The 21,142-nt window shown below is 48.5% G+C and carries 14 protein-coding genes, 1 tRNA gene and 1 pseudogene; 14 read left to right on the forward strand and 2 right to left on the reverse strand.

What is annotated here, in order from left to right:
• Positions 1–573: 573 nt before the first annotated feature.
• Positions 574–1,824 carry an MFS transporter gene (locus L6442_RS08120; RefSeq protein WP_212981586.1) on the reverse strand — a complete coding sequence of 417 codons (1,251 nt, stop codon included), beginning with the start codon at positions 1,822–1,824 and terminating at the stop codon, positions 574–576.
• 863 nt (positions 1,825–2,687) lie between these two features.
• Positions 2,688–2,761: transfer RNA gene (locus L6442_RS08125), tRNA-Arg, on the reverse strand.
• A gap of 417 nt (positions 2,762–3,178) precedes the next feature.
• Here L6442_RS08125 and L6442_RS08130 point away from each other — a divergent pair.
• From L6442_RS08130 to ccsA, 14 genes and pseudogenes are all read left to right on the forward strand, one after another.
• Positions 3,179–4,021, forward strand: coding sequence for a hypothetical protein (locus L6442_RS08130; protein WP_237100266.1), 843 nt, complete (start codon positions 3,179–3,181; stop codon positions 4,019–4,021).
• Between the two features lie 140 nt (positions 4,022–4,161).
• Positions 4,162–5,487: a trigger factor gene (tig, locus tag L6442_RS08135; RefSeq protein WP_212981585.1), complete on the forward strand. Its 1,326-nt coding sequence runs from the start codon at positions 4,162–4,164 to the stop codon at positions 5,485–5,487.
• Positions 5,488–5,817: 330 nt separating this feature from the next.
• A complete protein-coding gene (gene clpP, locus L6442_RS08140) occupies positions 5,818–6,408 on the forward strand; it encodes an ATP-dependent Clp endopeptidase proteolytic subunit ClpP (RefSeq protein WP_194235375.1) in 591 nt (196 codons plus the stop codon).
• Between the two features lie 12 nt (positions 6,409–6,420).
• Positions 6,421–7,677: an ATP-dependent protease ATP-binding subunit ClpX gene (clpX, locus tag L6442_RS08145; RefSeq protein ID WP_194235374.1), complete on the forward strand. Its 1,257-nt coding sequence runs from the start codon at positions 6,421–6,423 to the stop codon at positions 7,675–7,677.
• 134 nt (positions 7,678–7,811) lie between these two features.
• Entirely contained in the window at positions 7,812–8,909 is a 1,098-nt protein-coding gene (gene ispG / locus L6442_RS08150; protein ID WP_194235373.1) for a flavodoxin-dependent (E)-4-hydroxy-3-methylbut-2-enyl-diphosphate synthase, read from the forward strand.
• A 297-nt stretch (positions 8,910–9,206) separates the two neighbouring features.
• Positions 9,207–10,976 (forward strand): ATP-dependent protease LonB, encoded by a 1,770-nt coding sequence (gene lonB, locus L6442_RS08155; protein WP_194235372.1) that lies wholly within the window; start codon positions 9,207–9,209, stop codon positions 10,974–10,976.
• A gap of 89 nt (positions 10,977–11,065) precedes the next feature.
• Positions 11,066–13,402, forward strand: a complete 2,337-nt coding sequence (gene lon / locus L6442_RS08160; protein WP_212981587.1) for an endopeptidase La — start codon at positions 11,066–11,068, stop codon at positions 13,400–13,402.
• A 15-nt stretch (positions 13,403–13,417) separates the two neighbouring features.
• Positions 13,418–14,050, forward strand: a complete 633-nt coding sequence (yihA, locus tag L6442_RS08165; RefSeq protein WP_212981584.1) for a ribosome biogenesis GTP-binding protein YihA/YsxC — start codon at positions 13,418–13,420, stop codon at positions 14,048–14,050.
• A gap of 491 nt (positions 14,051–14,541) precedes the next feature.
• The gene (locus L6442_RS08170) at positions 14,542–15,129 is read left to right on the forward strand and encodes a carbohydrate kinase family protein (RefSeq protein ID WP_212981583.1); all 588 of its coding nucleotides are present in this window, start codon (positions 14,542–14,544) and stop codon (positions 15,127–15,129) included.
• 495 nt (positions 15,130–15,624) lie between these two features.
• Positions 15,625–17,015, forward strand: a pseudogene (ltrA, locus tag L6442_RS08175) (group II intron reverse transcriptase/maturase).
• A 338-nt stretch (positions 17,016–17,353) separates the two neighbouring features.
• Positions 17,354–17,752, forward strand: coding sequence for an adenosylmethionine decarboxylase (speD, locus tag L6442_RS08180; protein ID WP_194235368.1), 399 nt, complete (start codon positions 17,354–17,356; stop codon positions 17,750–17,752).
• Positions 17,753–17,893: 141 nt separating this feature from the next.
• The gene (locus tag L6442_RS08185) at positions 17,894–18,421 is read left to right on the forward strand and encodes a hypothetical protein (protein ID WP_212980082.1); all 528 of its coding nucleotides are present in this window, start codon (positions 17,894–17,896) and stop codon (positions 18,419–18,421) included.
• A 483-nt stretch (positions 18,422–18,904) separates the two neighbouring features.
• Positions 18,905–20,299, forward strand: coding sequence for a glutamyl-tRNA reductase (gene hemA / locus L6442_RS08190; RefSeq protein WP_194235366.1), 1,395 nt, complete (start codon positions 18,905–18,907; stop codon positions 20,297–20,299).
• 21 nt (positions 20,300–20,320) lie between these two features.
• Complete coding sequence (ccsA, locus tag L6442_RS08195) at positions 20,321–21,142, forward strand: cytochrome c biogenesis protein CcsA (protein ID WP_194235365.1); 822 nt, start codon at positions 20,321–20,323, stop codon at positions 21,140–21,142.

Here is a 21,142-nt window from a genome sequence, read left to right on the forward strand (position 1 = left end):
CATCTATTTTAGCGTTCCAGGCAATTACGGCTAGAAAGCTTGCAAAAGTGCATCTTTTCCCCAGCTTTTAGGCATAAACAGACGATTCATGGTCCAATGGATGTACTTTCACAACAATTTTGCATTTCACGCTATAACATGCCTGAAAAGGATGCACTTTCGCAACATTTTCCTGATCACATGATCAACTGTCTGAAAAAGCTTGCGTCCTGAATCAATTTTCATAATGGATTTATATCGGATTCTTGAAGCTAGGTATCTAATAATCTAATACTTATCGATCTATATCCAATCCATTTCATAAAGGATGTATGTCGAATGCTTGAACCTAATTGGATCAACCAGCGGTTGGCATTATGAAATGGATTAGAAGTACAGTTCCTCAAGCGAAGGCGGACCTTTCTGGAGGAGCCTGCAAATCAGCATCTTTCTTTGAGATTTTGTGTGCTTCATAAGGAAAACCTGCAAATGTGCAGGCACCCGTTTCTCGGAAGGGTCATAAGAGCTGCTCTACTTGCCTAGAATGTAAAAAAATAATTGTCAATGAAGAGTAGAAACGGACTACAGCAATTGTTAGGCCTGCTCGGAAGACGAACTGACAGTGGGAATGCCGCCCTTCAGCTTAAGCAGCGGGAAGAGAGCCACCACGCCCAGAAGGATAAATAGACCAGAAATCACAAACACGGAAACTAGCGAGAATGCATTTTTGATAACGCCTGAAAACATCATTGTAACAACCATGGAACCTGTGAAAAGCGGACTCAAAATCCCGTTGACCCGGCCGATAAACGATTCTTCCGTATTTTGCATCATCAGCGTATTGATTCCGATATTAATGGAAGGAAATGCAAGGCCGCTAATAAATTGAAAACCAAGCGTCATCCAATAGTTCGTTGACAGTCCCATGGCAATGATCGTCAAGCTAACAACAGCCATGCTAAACGTCAGAAGTCTCTGCGGCTGCAGCTTGCTGGAAAAGCTCATCGCCAGCACACCGCCGAAAATCATCGCTACGCCATTAGCGAGCGAGAACCATTGCAAATAATCTTCAGGCTTCCCGAGCCGTTCCGTAATAAGGAAGATGCCCAGCGGCTGAATCAGGCCAAAACCCAGTCCTACGGCAAAAAAGCCGGCTCCGAGTTTACGAAGTATCACACTGGAGCGAATATACCGGAATCCCTCCTTAATGTCCTCCAGCACTTGCGATGGTTCCTGATCCTTTTCATCCTGCCGATCCCGAGGAAGGAAGGTGAGCGATAAAGCGGACAAAAGAAAGGCGATGGCCATGATGCCAATGGCCGTTTCGATTCCATAACGTTGATATACGAACATGCCGACGACCGGACCGAAGATCATAAATACCGCGAACAAGGTTTGATATGCCGACATGCCCTTTTGCATTAAATGCCCAGGCACATGTTGTTTAAACAGCTTCAACCCGGCGGGTTGCGAGAATTGGGACAATATGGCCGACACAAACGTTGCGAAAAATACGACCTTCCACGAACCGAACATCATGGCGGCAAGAACCACAAGAACGGAAAGCGCGCTTAACAAATCACAGGTCACCATCGTTCTTTTGGGGCGCCAGCGGTCTGCAAACGTTCCCCCGATAAACGAAAACACGAAGATCGGGGCGTACTCTGCGACGGAGATCAACGAAACGGCAAATGCATCACCGTTCGTCATTTTTTTAACAAAAAGCAAAATAGCGATATTTCGTACCCAAATTCCGATTTGCAGAAACAATGTGGACATCAAAATGACTTGCACGAAGCGGTTGCTCAGCAGCGATGAAGCTTTTGCCTGTTTGTTGGCAGTCATGAATCTCTCCCTTTCATTTTTATTTCAGGATTTTGCAAAATTCGATTTCCAACCGCTTCCGGGTACAATATATAGTCAAACTAAACCGTTTCGCTCTATATATTGCTGATGAAAGTCGCTCCTTGGATTTTTGCAAAATTCTTATTTATAAACAAAATCAAAATTGCAAAATGGCGGACAGTTAATAAAATTACGGAACATTGTTATGTTCTAAAAATATGAATCTGCACCCTGGTCGGCTATAAAAGCTGATAATTATTCAGCCGGATCGCATATCGGTATCTATAGCAGTCCATTTTTGTTCAGTTATGTTCGGGTTTAAAATAAAGTTCAGCTTATGGAAGGTAAAACGCCTCTTAAATCGGCAAAATCGAGCCGCCATGGCCATTTCATTTATCCGCATTAAAAATGTAACATAACATTGTTACGTTGTAAAATAAAAAATGGGATATATACCCGTTTTTCTCATGCTTTGAGTAAGGTCGCTCGTGGATTTTAGTCATAAGTTGTTGACAGGAGTTAAGTAGTACAGGCTCCGAGAACTCTGCACCGAATCCCTCATAATGATCCTTATAAATGAAAAAAAGCCACTCCAATGAGTGGCTATCACGTCCCAGGTCTGGGTACACCCCTTCAGGCTGACTGCGATGTTACCCTAACGATGCCTATGCTCCGACGAACCCGGGTTCGAATCCCTCTAATGAAAAAAAGCCACTCCAATGAGTGGCTTGACTACGACCCAGGTCCGGGGTACACCCCTACGGGCTGACTGCGATGTTACCCTAACGATGCCTATGCTCCGACGAACCCGGGTTCGAATCCCTCTAATGAAAAAAAGCCACTCCAATGAGTGGCTTGCTTTACGTCCCAGGAGGGATTCGAACCCCCGACCGACGGCTTAGAAGGCCGTTGCTCTATCCAGCTGAGCTACTGGGACAAAATTTCACGCAAGAAATATAATATCATATGGGTGGATAATTGGCAATAAGAAATTAATATAATTAATAAAATCGTTTTTGGAAATAGATGAATGTAAGTTTTAGATTATATAATATATAAGTTTCAGCAGAGCTTATAGTATTCTATAATCCCTAGAAAAACATCCGCTAAACGCGGTCTGTCTTCCTTGAAAGTACGTCGATGGACGTTTTTCTCTTAATTGATATTCAGTTAGGCACCCATTTATGCAAGCCGGTTTTTTCAACTGCCATGCGGGTATGATATAATCAACAATTAATTGATCATACCGGACAGAAAGGAGGAATCCCCTATTAGCGAATCCACATTCCCCGGAAGAGACAACGTATTTCTCTTTCCAAAGACACTCGACTTCTATCAGATTCAGCTGACAGTTATGCTGGAAAACGAACGGTACGGGGAAGCAATGGATCTTCTGCGTTTTTTGCTCCAGTGTCAAGGTCAGGATCAGCGGCATTATGAAGAATGGCAAGCGCTTCTTGAATGGCTGGAAGCCGCATTTCCCGGGCATATTCCCGGCAAAACGGATGACGGCCAGGGAGAAGCTGAAGAAGAAGGACCGAGCGAGGATGAAATGAAGCGCCAGAATGTGCAGGCCAAGCTTGCCGAAGATCAGTTTTATGCGGACAAGCTGATGCACACGGCCATGCAGGAACCATTCAGCGAACAAAACATGCTGGCGCTCGAGCAGCTTTCTTACCTTGAAGGCCCCGAAATCGACGAAGCGCTGGTGCATTGGCTGCAAAATCATCCGCTGCATCCGCTGCTCCAATTCAGAGTTTTGCAGACGCTGCGCAAACGCGGAATGCAGGGGAGCATCGAACTGCTCCGCGAGCAGGAACGTGCTAGAATCGAAGTGGAAACGGTCCCGCTGGGCCCGGATGAGTTTCCGCCCCAGATCGGTTTGATTACGGAAAGGGTAGGCGGCCAGACAGAAGTTCAGGAACCGGCGCTTTATTATTTTGCGCAAGAGCTGTGGACGCAGTTTATTATGGCTATTTATGGAACCGAAGATTATTATTCCATCGTGGACGAAAATGATGAAACCGTCGATATTTGGGCGGCCGCGCTGCACCAGATCGTTTCCGAAAGCTTGACGGGAAGCCGCAGCGATGAGGAAATCCGGAGCATGTACGGCGTAACGGATACCATGCGTTTTCGCTTCGAGCAGGCGTACCGCACCATGAAACAGTTTGTGGCTGCAGGAGCAAATGTATAGAAAAAACAGGAAGCTCTTCCTAAAGACTTGCCAAAGGGATGCCCTTGAAAAAGGGTACAATCTTGTTTATACTATAGTGGTTATTCTGTGCGCGTTAAACTAATGACCATGTGAAATATTTTTGGAGGGGAAAGCATAAAATGAAAGCAACCTGGGAAAAAATAGAGAAGAACCTTGGTGTTCTTGAAGTTGAAGTAGAAGCGGAACGCGTATCCGCTGCGATTGACAAAGCCTTTAACAAAGTAGTTAAGAAAGCGTCCGTGCCTGGTTTCCGTAAAGGTAAAGTGCCGCGGCCGATCTTTGAAGCACGCTACGGAGTAGAAGCTTTGTACCAAGACGCCATCGATATTTTGCTTCCAGAGGTATATACAGAAGCCGTTAACGAAACGGATATCTTCCCTGTAGACCGTCCTGAAGTTGAAATCGATCAATTCGCAAAAGGACAAGCCTTCAAATTCAAAGCTAAAGTAACCGTTAAACCTGAAGTTACTCTTGGCGAATACAAAGGCGTAGAAGTACCTGCACAGAAAGTAGAAGTATCCGAAGAAGAATTGAACGAAGAACTGAAACGTCTTCAAGAGCGCCATGCCGAACTTAGCGTGATCGACGAAGGCGCAGCGCAAGAAGGCGACATCGCCGTAATCGACTTTGACGGTTATGTAGACGGCAATCCGTTCGAAGGCGGTCAAGCAGAACGCTATTCCCTCGAGCTTGGAAGCGGCACGTTCATTCCTGGATTTGAAGAACAAGTCGTTGGCATGGCAACAGGCGATTTCAAAGACGTTGAAGTGACGTTCCCTGAAACTTACCATGCGGAAGAGCTTGCCGGCAAACAAGCTGTGTTCAAAGTGAAAGTTCACGAAATCAAACGCAAACAGCTGCCTGAGCTGGACGACGAATTTGCCAAAGACGTAAGTGAATTTGAAACGCTGAACGAATATAAAGAAGATCTGAAAAAAGAACTTCTGGCTCGCAAGGAACAAGAAGCGAAAGGCAAAAAAGAAGCTTCAGTCGTAGACAAAGCTTCTGAAAATGCCGAAGTGGAAATTCCGCAAGCGATGATCGACGGCGAAATTCAAAACATGATGCGCGATTTCGACAACCGTCTGCGCAGCCAAGGCATGAACCTTGAAATGTTCCTGAGCTTCTCTGGCCAAACAACAGACGATTTGAAAGAGCAAATGAAGGACGATGCTGAAAAACGCGTCCGCAATAACCTCGTTCTCGAGCAAATCGCCAAAGAAGAAAACATCGAAGTAACGGAAGAAGACATCAATAAAGAACTCGAAACGATGGCTGAAGCTTACAAACGTACCGCTGACGAAATCCGCGGCATTTTGGCGGCTAACGGATCGCTGGATAGCCTGCGTGAAGAAATCTCGCTTCGCAAAACGGTTGAACTTCTCGTTGAAAACAGCAAGGAAGTTGAAGTTAGCGAGGAAGCTGCTGAAGAGAAAGCGGAATAAGAGGCAGATCATTGACAGCGGACATGATAAACGTTATGTCCTTATATGAACTATAAAGAGATAAGGCACGTATATTTCATTGCGTGCCTTATTTTTAACTGATATTATCCATTTTATTCATAAATAATGTATAAAATGGATAATATTCACTCTTACATACATAGTGAGAGCCTGAGGGCTTGCGTTAGGCTATATTTCAAGACCGGTTTCATACACTGTACTCAGGGGATGAAGCGAAAAAATGACATCATGCTTTGAACATGTTAGAATAATGCTGTAAGCCTGATGGATGCAAGCATTACATCTTTAAATGGAAAAGAGGTTGGACACATGAGTCTGATACCTATGGTTGTTGAGCAAACCAATCGGGGCGAGAGATCATATGACATTTACTCCAGATTGCTGAAGGATCGCATCATTTTTCTCAGCAATGCGATCGACGATGATGTTGCCAATCTCGTCATAGCACAGTTATTGTTCCTTGCAGCTGAAGATCCTGAGAAGGATATCCATTTGTATATCAATTCTCCTGGTGGTTCGGTTACAGCAGGGATGGGTATATACGATACGATGCAATACATTAAACCGGATGTATCCACCATCTGCGTTGGCATGGCGGCGAGCATGGGCTCACTCCTGCTGACTGCGGGTGCGCCAGGCAAACGTTATGCGCTAGCAAACAGCGAGGTGATGATTCATCAGCCGCTTGGCGGTGTTCAGGGGCAAGCTGCAGATATCCAGATTCATGCGAGCTGGATCATCAAAACAAGACAAAAGCTCAATCAAATATATGTGGAACGCACAGGTCAGCCCCTTGAAAAAATTGAACGCGACACTGATCGTGATTTTTTCATGAGCGCGGAGGAAGCGAAGGCATACGGCATCATTGACCAGGTTCTCACTTCACCGATTAAATCCTAAAGGGGTGTTTACATGTTTAAATTTAACGATGAAAAAGGGCAATTGAAATGCTCCTTTTGCGGGAAATCCCAGGAACAAGTGCGCAAGCTTGTTGCCGGTCCCGGAGTTTATATATGCGATGAATGCATCGAACTCTGCACGGAAATTGTAGAGGAAGAGCTTGGCCATGACGAAGAGCTGGATCTCAAGGATATTCCGAAACCGAAGGAAATCTGCGATATTCTCGATCAATACGTCATCGGTCAGGAGCAGGCGAAAAAATCGCTTTCCGTTGCTGTATACAACCATTACAAACGGATCAACACCGGCAGCAAGATTGAGGATGTTGAACTGCAAAAAAGTAACATTCTGCTGCTTGGACCTACTGGCTCAGGTAAAACGCTGCTTGCTCAGACGATGGCCAAAATTTTGAACGTGCCGTTTGCTATTGCCGATGCCACTTCTCTTACGGAAGCCGGTTATGTCGGTGAGGACGTTGAGAACATTTTGCTGAAGCTGATCCAGGCCGCAGATTACGACGTGGAGAAGGCAGAGCGCGGCATTATTTATATTGATGAAATTGATAAAGTAGCCCGTAAATCCGAGAACCCGTCGATTACGCGCGACGTTTCCGGGGAAGGCGTGCAGCAAGCCCTCCTGAAAATTCTTGAAGGAACGGTTGCTTCGGTTCCGCCACAAGGCGGGCGGAAACATCCGCATCAGGAATTCATCCAAATCGATACGACGAATATTCTGTTCATTTGCGGCGGCGCCTTTGACGGCCTCGAGCAAATGATCAAACGCCGGATCGGCAAGAAAGTCATCGGCTTTAATACGATGACCGAAAATCAGAAGGATCTCAAACCGGGCGAATACCTTGGACTCGTACTGCCGGAAGACCTGCTGAAATTCGGTCTCATTCCGGAATTCGTGGGACGTCTGCCGGTTATCTCCACTTTGGAGCCGCTGGATGAGAAGACGCTCGTACGCATCCTGTCCGAACCGAAAAATGCGTTGACCAAACAATATCAAAAAATGCTTGAGATGGATAACGTCACGCTCAAATTCGAGCCGGAAGCATTGGAAGCTATCGCTAGGGAAGCCATCAAACGCAATACCGGCGCCCGTGGTCTTCGTGCGATCATCGAAGGTATCATGCTGGATGTGATGTATGAAGTGCCTTCCCGCGACGATATTAAGGACTGCGTCATTACCGAGCAGGTTGTGAAGGAAAAAATCGTGCCGGAACTGCTCAGCAAGAAAGAGAATAAACAGGAAGAAAGCGCCTAAGCCATTTTGAGTTTTTGAGAAGGTAAGGTCCCGCTTTCGGAAATTCATTGCCGTTCTCCACTTCCTCCCCTTCGGCCGCTCGGCTTTGTAGGGGCGAGGGGTGGAGTCTTGGCGTTATGGGAGAGAAAAAAATCATGTTTTTGCGACAAGACACAAGACCTGTTAAAGTCGGCAATTTGACGATCGGCGGAAGCAATGAGGTCATTATCCAAAGCATGTGTACGACCAAAACCGCAGACGTGGAGGCGACGGTCGCCGAGATTCTCCGTTTGGAAGAAGCCGGTTGCCAGCTTGTCCGCGTAACGGTAAACAACAAGGAAGCTGCCGAAGCGATCAAGGAAATCAAAAAACGCATTCATATCCCGCTTGTGGCGGATATTCATTTTAATTACCAGCTCGCGCTTCAGGCGATTGAGAACGGCATAGACAAAGTTCGGATTAATCCCGGCAATATCGGCAGCCGCGAAAAAGTCGAAGCGGTCGTCAAAGCGTGCAAGGAACGCGGAATACCGATCCGGATTGGCGTAAACGCAGGTTCGTTGGAGAACCATCTGCTTGAGAAATACGGTTATCCAACGCCGGAAGCGATGGTGGAGAGCGCCCTGTTCCATATTAATATTCTGGAAGAACTCGACTTCCACGATATTATCGTGTCGCTCAAGGCATCGGATGTGCCAATGGCGATCGAAGCTTACCGGAAAGCGGCAGAGGTCATTCCTTATCCGCTTCATTTGGGGATCACCGAATCCGGAACCTTGTTTTCGGGAACGATCAAAAGTTCCGCCGGCATCGGTGCGCTTTTGTCAATGGGTATCGGCAGCACGGTTCGGATTTCGCTAAGTGCGGATCCGGTTGAAGAGATCAAAGTTGCCCGCGAGTTATTGAAATCCTTCGGCCTCATTTCGAACGCCGCAACTTTGGTATCCTGCCCGACTTGCGGACGGCTTGACATCGATTTGTTCAAAATCGCTAACGAAGTGGAAGAGTATATTTCGAAACTGAAAGTGCCGATTAAAGTATCGGTGCTGGGCTGTGCCGTCAACGGTCCGGGCGAAGCCCGCGAGGCGGATATCGGCATTGCCGGGGGACGCGGCGAAGGCCTGTTGTTCCGTTACGGGGAAATGATCCGCAAAGTGCCTGAAGCGGATATGGTCGACGAGTTGAAAAAAGAAATCGATGAGATTGTTAAAGTCTATGAAGAAACCGGTAAAATCCCGGGGCGCAAGCACTAATCATATCCACGTTTCCAAAGCTGCATTCCCTTCGTATGATGAAGGGGCGTGCAGCTTTTTTTAGCAGTATAGAATTTATAAGTTTTTTTGGGGGTCCCCGCAAAGTATTTGGAATAAGCATCGAAGCATAGGCTCCACTTTGTGGGGTTATTTTAAAATAGTGCCGACAAATCATGATTAATGCGTTTTACCCGTGTATGAAACGGCTATACTACCATGTATCAGGCCACCCGTAGGATCATGAACAACGAATGTAGGGGAAAAAGGCCATTCAAGAGAAACGGGAGGGTTTTCGAAATGAATTTAAGCATGGTTATGATGTTGGTTCAGTTTTTCTTTGCCGTCATCATCGGCATCTATTTTTGGAATTTGCTGCGTGGACAAAAAACAAACCGTACAGCCGTGGACCGTGAGTCCCGCAAGGAAATGGACAAACTACGGAAGTTGCGTTCCATTTCGCTCACGAAACCACTGGCAGAAAAAACAAGACCGCAGTCACTGCAGGATATCGTTGGCCAGAAGGATGGTCTGCGGGCATTAAAAGCAGCGCTATGCAGCAGCAACCCGCAGCATGTCATCATCTATGGGCCGCCCGGCGTCGGGAAAACAGCCGCAGCACGCGTCGTGATGGAGGAAGCCAAGCGGAATCCCGCTTCTCCTTTTAAAGCCGATGCCAAGTTTACTGAAATCGATGCGACGACAGCCCGCTTTGATGAACGCGGTATCGCCGATCCGCTCATCGGTTCGGTCCATGATCCGATTTACCAAGGAGCCGGTTCGATGGGAGTTGCAGGGATCCCGCAGCCGAAACCGGGCGCCGTTACGAAGGCCCACGGTGGGATTTTGTTTGTGGACGAAATTGGGGAATTGCATCCGATTCAGATGAATAAATTGTTAAAAGTACTTGAGGACCGTAAAGTTTTGCTGGAGAGCGCCTATTACAATTCGGAGGACAGCAATACGCCTGCTTATGTCCATGATATTTTCCAGAACGGGCTTCCGGCGGATTTTCGTCTGGTTGGCGCTACCACGCGTTCGCCGCATGAATTGCCGCCTGCCTTGCGTTCCCGCTGCATGGAGATCTATTTTCGGCCGTTACTGCCGGAGGAGATCGGCCGAATTGCTGAAGATGCCATTCAAAAAATCGGACTCAAGCCATGTCCGGAAGCTGTCGGGGTTGTGAAACAGTACGCGACAAATGGACGCGAAGCCGTTAACATTATTCAACTGGCCGCAGGACTGGCCCTGACGGAGAAAAGGGATTCCCTAGCCGCATCCGATGTGGAATGGGTGGCGAGCAGCAGTCAGCTTCAGCCGCGCCCCGACCGGAAAATACCGGATCGTCCGCAGGTAGGGCTCGTAAACGGTCTTGCGGTTTATGGGCCGAATATGGGAACATTGCTCGAAATTGAAGTGACGGCAGTACCTGTGGCCTCCGGACAGGGGAAATACAATATTACAGGTGTGGTGGAAGAAGAAGAAATCGGTGGGAACGCCCGGACGCTGCGCCGCAAAAGCATGGCCAAAGGATCGGTTGAAAATGTGCTGACCGTGCTTCGCTCCCTGGGAATGAATCCTGGTGATTACGATCTGCACATCAACTTCCCAGGTGGAACGCCTATTGATGGTCCTTCGGCCGGGATTGCGATGGCGACGGCGATTATGTCGGCAATAAAAGATTTGCCTGTAGACAATCATATCGCCATGACGGGAGAAATCAGCATTCACGGACGTGTAAAGCCAATCGGCGGCGTCATCGCCAAAGTCGAAGCGGCGTTCCAGGCTGGGGCAACCACGGTGATTATACCGAAGGAAAACTGGCAGACGTTATTTGAAGGACTGGATGGCTTGAAGGTCATACCGGTGGAATCTGTGCAAGAAGTGTTTCAGCATGTCTTCGGCACTGAGCTGAAACCGGCGGATACAGCCGTACAAGTTCAGGACGATCTCAACGATGTTTTGGAAAAAAGCGCCACGCCGGAAATTTTCCCGCAGGCCCCCAACGCTCCGTTCTTGCAAGCAAAGTCTGGACGGAACGGACAGATCAGCGATGCGGGTACATGCTAAAGGAGCTTAATTATTGGTGTTTTCTGTGAACATTTGCTAAAATAAAACCGGATGTTTATCACATGAGAACGGCTGGAGGTGCAAAAGCAATGGGGCTGAATAAAGCGAAAGGCCGCCGTTTTCCGTTATTGCCTTTGCGAGGCCTTCTAGTCTACCCGAGTATGGTATTGCATCTCGACGTAGGCCGGGAGAAATCGGTCAAGGCCTTGGAAAAAGCGATGGTGGAAGATAATTTAATTCTCCTTTGTTCTCAGTCTGAAGTGAACATAGAAGAACCAACGCATGATGATATTTTTCGCATTGGCACGGTTGCCAATGTAAGGCAAATGCTCAAGCTCCCGAACGGCACGATACGTGTCCTTGTGGAAGGAATGGAACGCGCCGAAGTTATACAGTATACCGACAACGAGGAATATTACGAGGTCCTCGCCCGGGAACTGCATGAAGAGGACAGCGACAACCCGGAAGTGGATGCGCTGATGCGCACGGTACTGAGCCAGTTTGAGCATTACATCAACTTATCCAAAAAGGTGACTCCGGAGACGCTGGCTGCCGTTTCCGATATCGAGGAGCCGGGCCGTCTGGCCGACGTGATCACAAGCCATCTGTCGCTTAAAATTAAGGACAAACAGGAGATTCTGGAGACTATCGATGTTGGCAAACGGCTCGAGAAGCTGCTGGACATCCTGAATAATGAGCGGGAAGTACTTGAGCTGGAACGCAAGATCAGCCAGCGCGTCAAGAAGCAGATGGAGAAGACGCAGAAGGAATATTATTTGCGCGAGCAAATGAAAGCGATCCAGAAAGAGCTGGGCGAGAAGGAAGGGCGCGCAGGGGAAGTTGAAGAACTGCGTGAGCAGATGGGCAAGCAGGAGCTTCCGGAAAAGGTGAAGGAAAAGGTCGAGAAGGAAATCGACCGTCTGGAAAAAATGCCCGGGAGCTCAGCTGAAGGCGGCGTGATCCGCAATTATGTGGATTGGCTGCTCGCGCTTCCTTGGAGCAAAAAAACCGAAGATGACCTGGATATTCATAAAGCCGAACAGGTGCTGAACGAGGATCATTACAGCTTGGACGAACCGAAGGAGCGGGTGCTCGAATATTTGGCCGTGCAGCAGCTGGTCAAAAAAATGAAGGGCCCTATTCTTTGTTTGGTAGGCCCTCCAGGTGTGGGCAAAACCTCGCTCGCGCGTTCCATTGCAAGATCCTTGGACCGGAAGTTCGTCCGCATTTCGCTGGGCGGGGTCCGGGATGAGGCTGAAATTCGCGGTCACCGCCGGACCTATGTCGGAGCGATGCCTGGACGGATTATCCAGGGCATGAAGACTGCGGGGGCTATAAATCCGGTATTCCTGCTCGACGAGATTGATAAAATGGCATCCGATTTCCGGGGCGATCCGGCCTCTGCTTTGCTGGAGGTGCTGGATCCGGAGCAAAACAATACGTTCAGCGACCATTTTATCGAAATCCCGTTTGACCTGTCTCAGGTGATGTTTATTACGACTGCCAACGCGATCCACAACATTCCGCGTCCTCTGCTCGACCGTATGGAAGTGCTGAATATTCCGGGCTACACGGAGCTGGAAAAGCTGCAAATCGCCAAGCGATATCTGCTTCCGAAGCAGAAGCGGGAGCACGGACTGCAGGAGGATCAGCTGAATATCGGCGACGAAGCATTGCTTAAAGTGGTGCGGGAATATACCCGCGAGTCGGGCGTCCGTAATCTGGAGCAGCAGGTAGCGTCGTTGTGCCGCAAAGCGGCGAAGCGGATCGTTTCCGGCGAGACTGGCATAATAACGATCGAGCCAGGGGACATCAAGGATTATCTCGGGGTTCCTAAGTTTCGGCATGGCGTGGCTGATCTGGAAGACCAGATTGGCGCCGTTACTGGTCTGGCCTGGACCGAAGTAGGCGGAGAAACGCTGATGATCGAGGTTACTGTCGTTCCGGGCACGGGCAAGCTGACGCTCACCGGTAAGCTAGGCGATGTAATGAAGGAGTCCGCGCAGGCCGCATTCAGTTATACGCGCAGCAAGGCGGCGGAGCTCGGCATCGATCCTGATTTCCATGAGAAAAACGACATCCATATTCATATTCCGGAGGGCGCCATTCCGAAAGACGGCCCATCGGCCGGAATTACGATCGCAACAGCTCTCATTTCGGCTCTTACCAAAAAGCATGTCTCCAAACATGTGGCAATGACCGGAGAAATCACGTTGCGGGGGCGCGTGCTGCCGATTGGCGGCCTGAAGGAAAAATCACTGGCGGCCCATCGTGCAGGCTACAAGAAAATATTGCTCCCCAAAGACAATGAGCGGGATTTGCGCGATATTCCCGACAGCGTCAAAAACGAAGTGGAGTTTGTTCCGGTTTCCCATATGGATCAAGTGCTGAGGCATGCGCTTGTGGAACAGACGGGAGTGCATTAGAGAGGAATCATTGACATGAAAGTTACCCAAGCTGAATTTGTAATCAGTGCCGTTGGTCCTGACCAATATCCTGTGGACGCCTTGCCGGAGATAGCTCTGGCAGGGCGTTCGAATGTGGGAAAATCCTCGCTGATCAACCGCATGATCAATCGTAAGAACTTGGCCAGAACCAGCTCGACGCCGGGCAAAACCCAGCATTTGAACTATTACCGCATTAATGAGGAATTGTATTTTGTTGATTTACCGGGTTACGGTTATGCCAAGGTATCCAAAAGCCAGCGTCAGGTCTGGGGCAAAATGATCGAAAAATATCTGATGGAGCGAGAAGAGCTTAAACTCGTACTGCTCGTTGTGGATCTCCGCCATCCCCCGACCAAAGATGACGAGCTGATGTACGATTGGCTTAAACATTACGACATACCTATTTGCGTGGTCGCTACCAAGGCTGACAAAATTCCGAAAAGCCGCTGGCAAAAGCATGCCAAGCAAATGAAGGAAGGCCTGCTGATGCGTAAAACGGATACTTTTGTGATGTTTTCTTCGGAAACCGGACTTGGCAAAGATGATTTATGGGCACAGATCGCATCCGAGGCCGGTCTGGGGCCGGCAGAGAACGTGAAACCAATCCCAAAAGAAACCGAAGAATAACCGGAAATACGGGAAGCAATTCCTCATATTTTCGATGTATCGCGTAGGGATTCAGACTTTATCCGGCAGGAAAGTGAGCATCCCGTAAAAAGTTTACGGAAAAATCCGGATTAATCCGATTTTTTATGAAATTTGAACAAAAATCATGGTTTCGTCTGCAAGCAAACGCTTTGAGATGTGCTGTATAATAATACTAAGGATGTTAGACACACCGCTTTTAGCAGTTGTTCAAAAAGTCCGCTTTTGATCACGAAGTGAATCAGGAAGCAAGATCGACATCGAATCTTGAATTCAGCCGGGCCTTCCGGTGCTCACGTACCTAAATGTACGCTCTGCTCCTCAGTCCCTAGCTTCATTCAACCTTCTCGGTGCTGAAAACCGACCTTTTTGAACACGCACTTTTAGCGGAAATTTTTCTTATGATTATGGAATGTTTGGCTTCTAATAATGTCCACGCTTCCTGATCAGAAAAAAGAATTGAGGAGATTTTTATGGCTCAGCGGTTAGCCACAGAGTATGTTAAAGCCACTTTACAAATGACGGAGCTTCAATTGAACCAGTTTATGCGTTCGGCTGAATGTTGTCACATGCACGTAATCGTGAAGGTGCTGGGCAGCGGAGGACAAGAAATTGTGCTGGAAGACGAAAGCGGTGAGGAGGTTCATTTCCCTCTGGAGCATAAGGATGGCCTGTACTTCTGTGAGTTGTCATGCCGCTTGGTGAACCCTCGACTGACGAATCTGGTGCGCAAGCTGTTTGTAGCCGCCAAAGGCGAAGGCATTGTCAATCGGATTTATAGTGGATTCACAATGATGTATTATTATGAAAACGGCTCTGTCCGTAAGATTACGGAAGTGACCCCGTCTCAAAGCAAGCTGGTATACGAATACAAACATACCGCAGGCGAACTGCAGCGGGTTTATCAGCTGAATGATGTGGAGCAGGAAATTTCCCTGCTTTATCAGGACATCAACTATTGGCTCGATGAACGGAACAAGGCGGAAACGAGCGAGCAAATCGCCCGCATTGACGAAAAGCTGCGGCAGGGCGCCGCAAAATGGTTTGCTTTGGAAGCTTGATTTTAATAAATGGTGATTTAACAAAATCTTTAAACAGTAATTTAAAGAACTCCTTCCGTGTGAAGGGGTTCTTTTTTGGAAGTACGCCCAGCATGGGCGTCATCTCTAGGGTGAAAGTCCTGAACGGGGGCTGGCGAGCGCCTACCGTTAGCCAAGGGCAAGGGTGTCTGTCGCGAGGCAGAATCTGAAGGAAGCCGGAGGCAAAAGCACGGGCCAAGGTACATGAACTGGATTCGAGGCAGGGATAGCCGGATGAGTTGCCTTCACACAACGAAATCCCAAGCCGCCAAAGGCTATTCCTGTAAACTCCAGTGGTCGCGGGCGGAAAGATGACGTTCTTATCTGGGGAGACCTGCGGGAGAAAAAAATGCGAAGTCACTTCGTAACCACAGTCGAAAGGCTGTGCTGAACCCGCAGGAGTCAGCAGAGGCCATAGTACGCGAGTACGGGACACCGGAAAACGGAAGGGCCGAACCGAAAGGAGAGAGGAAACCGATGCGTTCGAGTGAAAAGCGAAGACAGCCGAATATCCCGCAAGGGAGCTTCCAGCAGAGAGAAGCGGTGAAGCCGCAAGGGTATGTTGGAGCGCCGAGCTCTTCACCGGCACAAGTCGCCCCTTCCTCTCGCGAAGACCAAAACGACCTGCTGGAGAACATGCTCGAAGGAGATAACCTTCGGCTCGCTTACAAGCGGGTGGTCCAAAACGGAGGAGGTCCTGGTGTGGACGGTGTAACGGTAGCCGAGCTACAAGCTTACCTGAAAACTCACTGGGAAACGGTGAAAGCTGAACTTCTGGCGGGAACCTACCGGCCGGCGCCAGTCAAACGGGTGGAAATCCCCAAACCCGGAGGCGGCGTACGGCTGCTCGGTATCCCGACCGTAATGGACCGCTTCCTCCAGCAAGCGCTTCTACAAGTGATGAATCCGATGTTGGATGCTCACTTTTCGTGGTACAGCTACGGCTTTAGACCCGGAAAGCGGGCTCATGACGCAGTGAAGCAAGCGCAGCACTATATCCAAAGCGGCCGAAGATGGGTCGTAGATCTGGACCTGGAGAAGTTCTTTGACCAGGTGAATCATGATATGCTCATGGCCAAGGTGGCACGGAAGGTGAAGGACAAGCGAGTGTTGAAGCTGATCCGAGCTTACCTGAGTGCCGGAGCGATGGAAAACGGAGTTTGCCAAAAGACCGAGGAAGGAACGCCGCAAGGTGGTCCGCTCAGTCCACTCTTGGCCAACATCCTGCTGGACGATCTGGATCGAGAGCTTCACCGGAGAGGATTGCGGTTTGTCCGCTACGCGGACGACTGTAATATCTTCGTCGCGAGTAAACGAGCAGGAGAGCGTGTGATGGAGTCGGTGACACGCTATGTAGAAGGAAAGCTAAAACTGAAAGTGAATCGGAGAAGAGCGCGGTGGACCGGCCATGGAACCGTAAGTTTCTTGGCTTTAGTTTTCTGTCGAACAAGAAGGCTACGATTCGACTAGCCCCCAAGACGATACACCGATTGAAGGAGAAGATCCGGGAGCTCACAAGCCGCACCCGCCCGATAGCGATGGAAGAGAGGATTGCTCGTCTCAATCGCTATCTGATGGGTTGGCTGGGCTACTTTCGTCTGGCCTCAGCCCAGAAACACTACGAGAGATTGGACAAATGGATCCGAAGAAGATTGCGCATGTGCCTATGGAAACAATGGAAGCGAGTACGTACGCGTATCCGAGAACTCCGGGCCTTGGGCGTGCCAGACTGGGCCACTTTCATCATGGCCAACTCCCGCAGAGGAGCTTGGGAAATGTCCCGAAACATGAATAACGCCCTTCCGACATCCTATTGGGAAGCGAAAGGGCTGAAAAGTCTGCTTTCTCGTTATTTGGAACTTCGTTAACCTTTTGGAACCGCCGTATGCGGACCCGCATGTACGGTGGTGTGAGAGGACGGGGGTTCGTCACCCCCTCCTACTCGATTATTAAGAAAGTATTTTCTATCCGGAATGTTTGGAATATTTTTCGAGAAAAATAAAAGGGACGGGTTCTTAAAAAAAAGTATTGCAATTCGCCCGGATAGATGTTATTTTTAATCTCGTTGAAAAGAATATATTAGGAACCAGGATTCACTCAGGACATTGAATGTTGCGAGAGATTATTCCCTCGGGAAGTGAATGACGTAGGTCCTAGCGGATGAAATTTTCAAACATTTTATTCCTAGGAAGGGGGAAACCGGAAGATGGAATACTCAACTTTCGGAAGACACGTTGCTGTTGATACTTGGGGAGTCGACTTTGATATGCTGAACGACGCGGAATTTTTGCAAGCTCAAATGGTTGAAGCTGCAGAAGCATGCGGTGCAACAGTTATGTCTGTACAATCCAAGCAGTTTGAACCTCAAGGAGCGACAGTACTTGTTTTGCTGTCGGAAAGCCACCTCTCGATTCATACTTACCCCGAGAGAGGATTTGCAGCGATTGATTGCTACACCTGTGGCGAAACAGTCGATCCACAACTGGCAATTGATTACCTGGTATCCGTATTAAAGCCTGAAAAAACGTATGCCAAGAAGCTTGTACGCGGTTTGGGTGAATTGAAGGTGGAGACGCCTGAGATCAAACAGGTCGAGCTGATATAAAGGGCTCTCGGCACTTAAGTAGATGATAATGGATCATAACCATGGAGGTCTCCTCCATGGTTATTTGTTTTTACGACCCTCAATATACTTATAAGGTATGAACAAGCTTGTTGAAGGACCTTATAGGGGGGTGTTACCGATATGAAACGAAAAAAAACCAGAGACCTTTTGTTTATGGGCATGCTGATGCTTTTGCTTATGATTCTTGTCTACCAAGGATTTCGGATGATGCGGCCGCATACGGAGCGCGCCGATGCAGAGCAGATGCTGTACGAAGTATCGCTGTTTCAAATGCAGGTGCTGAGCACCTCGCTTATAGACGCCGCAAGCAGCGAGAATACAAGTGAACTGAACGCGCTGAAGCTGGCGGCTTATTCGGCCTCCTATACCCATGACAGGCTGGCGAAATCGCTTGGCAGAGGAAATCTGTACGCTTTTCCTGCTCTCGGCGGATTGGTGGATGCCATTCAGACTTGGCAGATTGGCGGGAACAGACCGTTAAGCGAAGGGGAAAAGGGGCTTCTTCATGAGTACAGCGAAATCTTTTCCGGTACGCTTGAACCTTACCGGCAGCTGCTTAGCGGAAGCGGTCAAGTGATTTCTTCGAAAAACGATGAGTTGGAAAAAGAAGGAAAGAAACTTGCCGCCTTGTTTAACATATCAAGATAAACTTCCGGGGTCCCCCGCGAAGTAATCGGAATAAGCTTCGAAGTCGACACTCCGTACTTATGCTTCGCAAAAGCGCCCCTATGTGAGAGGCGTCGGACTTCTTTCCGATACTCTCAGTACTTTTGCTTCGCAAAAGCGCCCTTCAGGCGTGGACTTCTTTCCGATACTCTCAGTACTTTTGCATCGCAAAAGCGCCCTTCAGGCGTCGGACTTCTTTCCGATACTTTTTATGGGGTTATTTTAAGGGCAAATAGACGTGAAGCTCGCCGTCCGTATAAAGCGCCGTAGTTTTTGGCAAGATAGTAAAATACTCCATTGAAACGGAGATCTGATCCTTCATTTTCATAAACAATTCATAAAATCATGCAGTGATGACAAACAATTGTGATATACTTAACATTGTCAAAATAGATAGATGCCAAAAAAGTAATCCTGTACTGGATCTTTTTTTTTGAAATGAACCGTAGGCAGGTGGACATGAAGATGCATATCGTCGTTGTCGGATTAAACTATCGCACAGCGCCTGTTGAAGTAAGAGAACGTTTTACGTTTGAACAGAGTGAGTTGTCGGAAGCGTTAAGCGAGCTTTTACAGACCAAAAGCGTGATGGAAGGCGTCATCGTTGCAACATGCAACCGCACGGAGATTTATGTCGTGGTGGATCGTTTGCATATGTGCGGATATTTTATCCGAAGTTTTATGGAACGCTGGTTTGACATTCCGCGCGAGGAATTTACCAAGCATTTATATATATATGAAGACGAACAAGCCATTTCCCATCTGTTCCGTGTTACTTGCGGACTGGATTCCATGGTGATTGGCGAAACGCAAATTTTGGGCCAGATCCGTACCGCATTCCTGCAAAGTCAACAGGAAAAAGCGACTGGCACATGGTTTAATATGTTGTTCAAGCAGGCGGTCACGCTGGGTAAACGGGCGCATTCCGAAACCTCGATCGGGGAAAGCGCCGTTTCCGTCAGTTATGCGGCCGTCGAACTTGGCAAGCGGATCTTCGGCGCGTTTGATGACAAGAAGGTGCTGATCCTCGGCGCTGGCAAAATGAGCGAGCTAACCGTGAAACATCTCTATGCGAACGGCGCGGAAGAAGTCATTGTGGCCAACCGTACTTTGGCCCGGGCGGAAGAACTCGCCAGCAAATTTAAAGGAACGCCCTGCACGATTGAGCAGGCGATGAAGCGTCTGCATGAAGTGGACATTCTGATCAGTTCGACGGGAGCCAAGGATTATGTTTTGAACAGTGCGCAGGTTAGCGAAAGCATGCTGAAACGCAAGTCCCGTCCGATGTTTCTGATCGATATCGCCGTTCCGCGGGATATTGATCCGAATATCGCCGAGCTGGACAATGTTTTCCTGTATGATATCGATGATCTGGAAGGGATTGTCGAGAGCAATTTGGAAATGCGCAGAGCCGAGGCGGCCAAAATCGAAGTGATGATCGCCGAAGCGATGGATGAGTTCCAGCAGTGGCTAAAGACGCTGGGGGTTCGTCCGGCGATCCGCGCGCTGCAGGAGAAATCATCGAGCATTCATGAAGAAACGCTGCAAAGCTTGTTCAACAAGCTGCCGGAGCTCGATGAACATCAGCGTAAAGTCATCCACCGCCTGACCAAAAGCATCGTCAATCAGATGATGCATGATCCGATCAACCGAATCAAGGAAATGACGGCAGGCAAAGATGGAAATGAGGCTCTCGAATATTTCACGCGAATTTTTGCTTTGGAAGAAGATTTGAAGGAAACCAGAGAAAACGGAAAAACTCCTGAAAAATCCAGTGCCGCCCAAAAAGAACTCAGCAAAGAAAAGCATGAAAACAAACCGTTTGCCATTAAAGGTTCGCTGACGCCAGCAGGCCTGTAATGGCTGTCAGGGGGAGTGGACATGCTTACTGGATTTTATGATGCCGGTATCTATATCTATGCCCTGAGCCTTCTGTTTTTTATCTCGGATTGCATTCGACGCAATCGGGGCGCGAAGCGGATGGGTACAGGGCTTCTTGCTGTTGTTGGCATGCTGCAGGCAGGGGCGCTCATTATTCGGGCTCTAGAAGAGAGCGCGCTTCCGATCTTTACGCCGTTTGATTTTTTGCTGCTGCTCTCGTTCAGCCTCGTAGTTGCCTCATTGATTATCCATTTGCTGCAGCGGGCGGAATTTGCAGTTCTGCTGCTTAGCATCATCGGCTTTTGCATTCAGGTGCTGAACCGGCTTCGGTTTTCGCCGGGAAATAATCCGCTTAAGCATTGGGAGACGGTCCACGGGCTGCTTGTACTGCATATTACGCTTGCCAACCTCAGCTTCGTTATTTTTACGGTTGCCACAGTATTTTCGGCAATGTATCTTTTCCTTCACCGAAAATTGAAAGGAAAGAAATGGACGAACACGATGCGGCGTCTGCCCAGCCTTGAAATGCTGGACAAATATGCGTATTCCCTGGCATTGATCGGTACGCCCTTGCTGACGGTATCCTTTATCGTGGCGGCATTGTCGGTTGTTGCGGAAGGCAGGCTGAATCTGCTGCTGGATATGAAGGTACTCGCGACGTTCGCGGGACTTTGTTTCTACTATTTTTACCTCTATAAGAAACGTTTGCATCAGCACACGGGGACGTTGATGGCCAAATGGATTTTGGTGGGATACGTTTTTATCATCATTATTTTCGCGCTGAATGCCTGGTCTGATTTTCACCGCTGGAACGGGGAGTGA

The sequence above is a fragment of the Paenibacillus azoreducens genome (assembly GCF_021654775.1).
In the GTDB taxonomy this organism is placed as follows: Bacteria; Bacillota; Bacilli; order Paenibacillales; family Paenibacillaceae; genus Paenibacillus_AQ; species Paenibacillus_AQ azoreducens.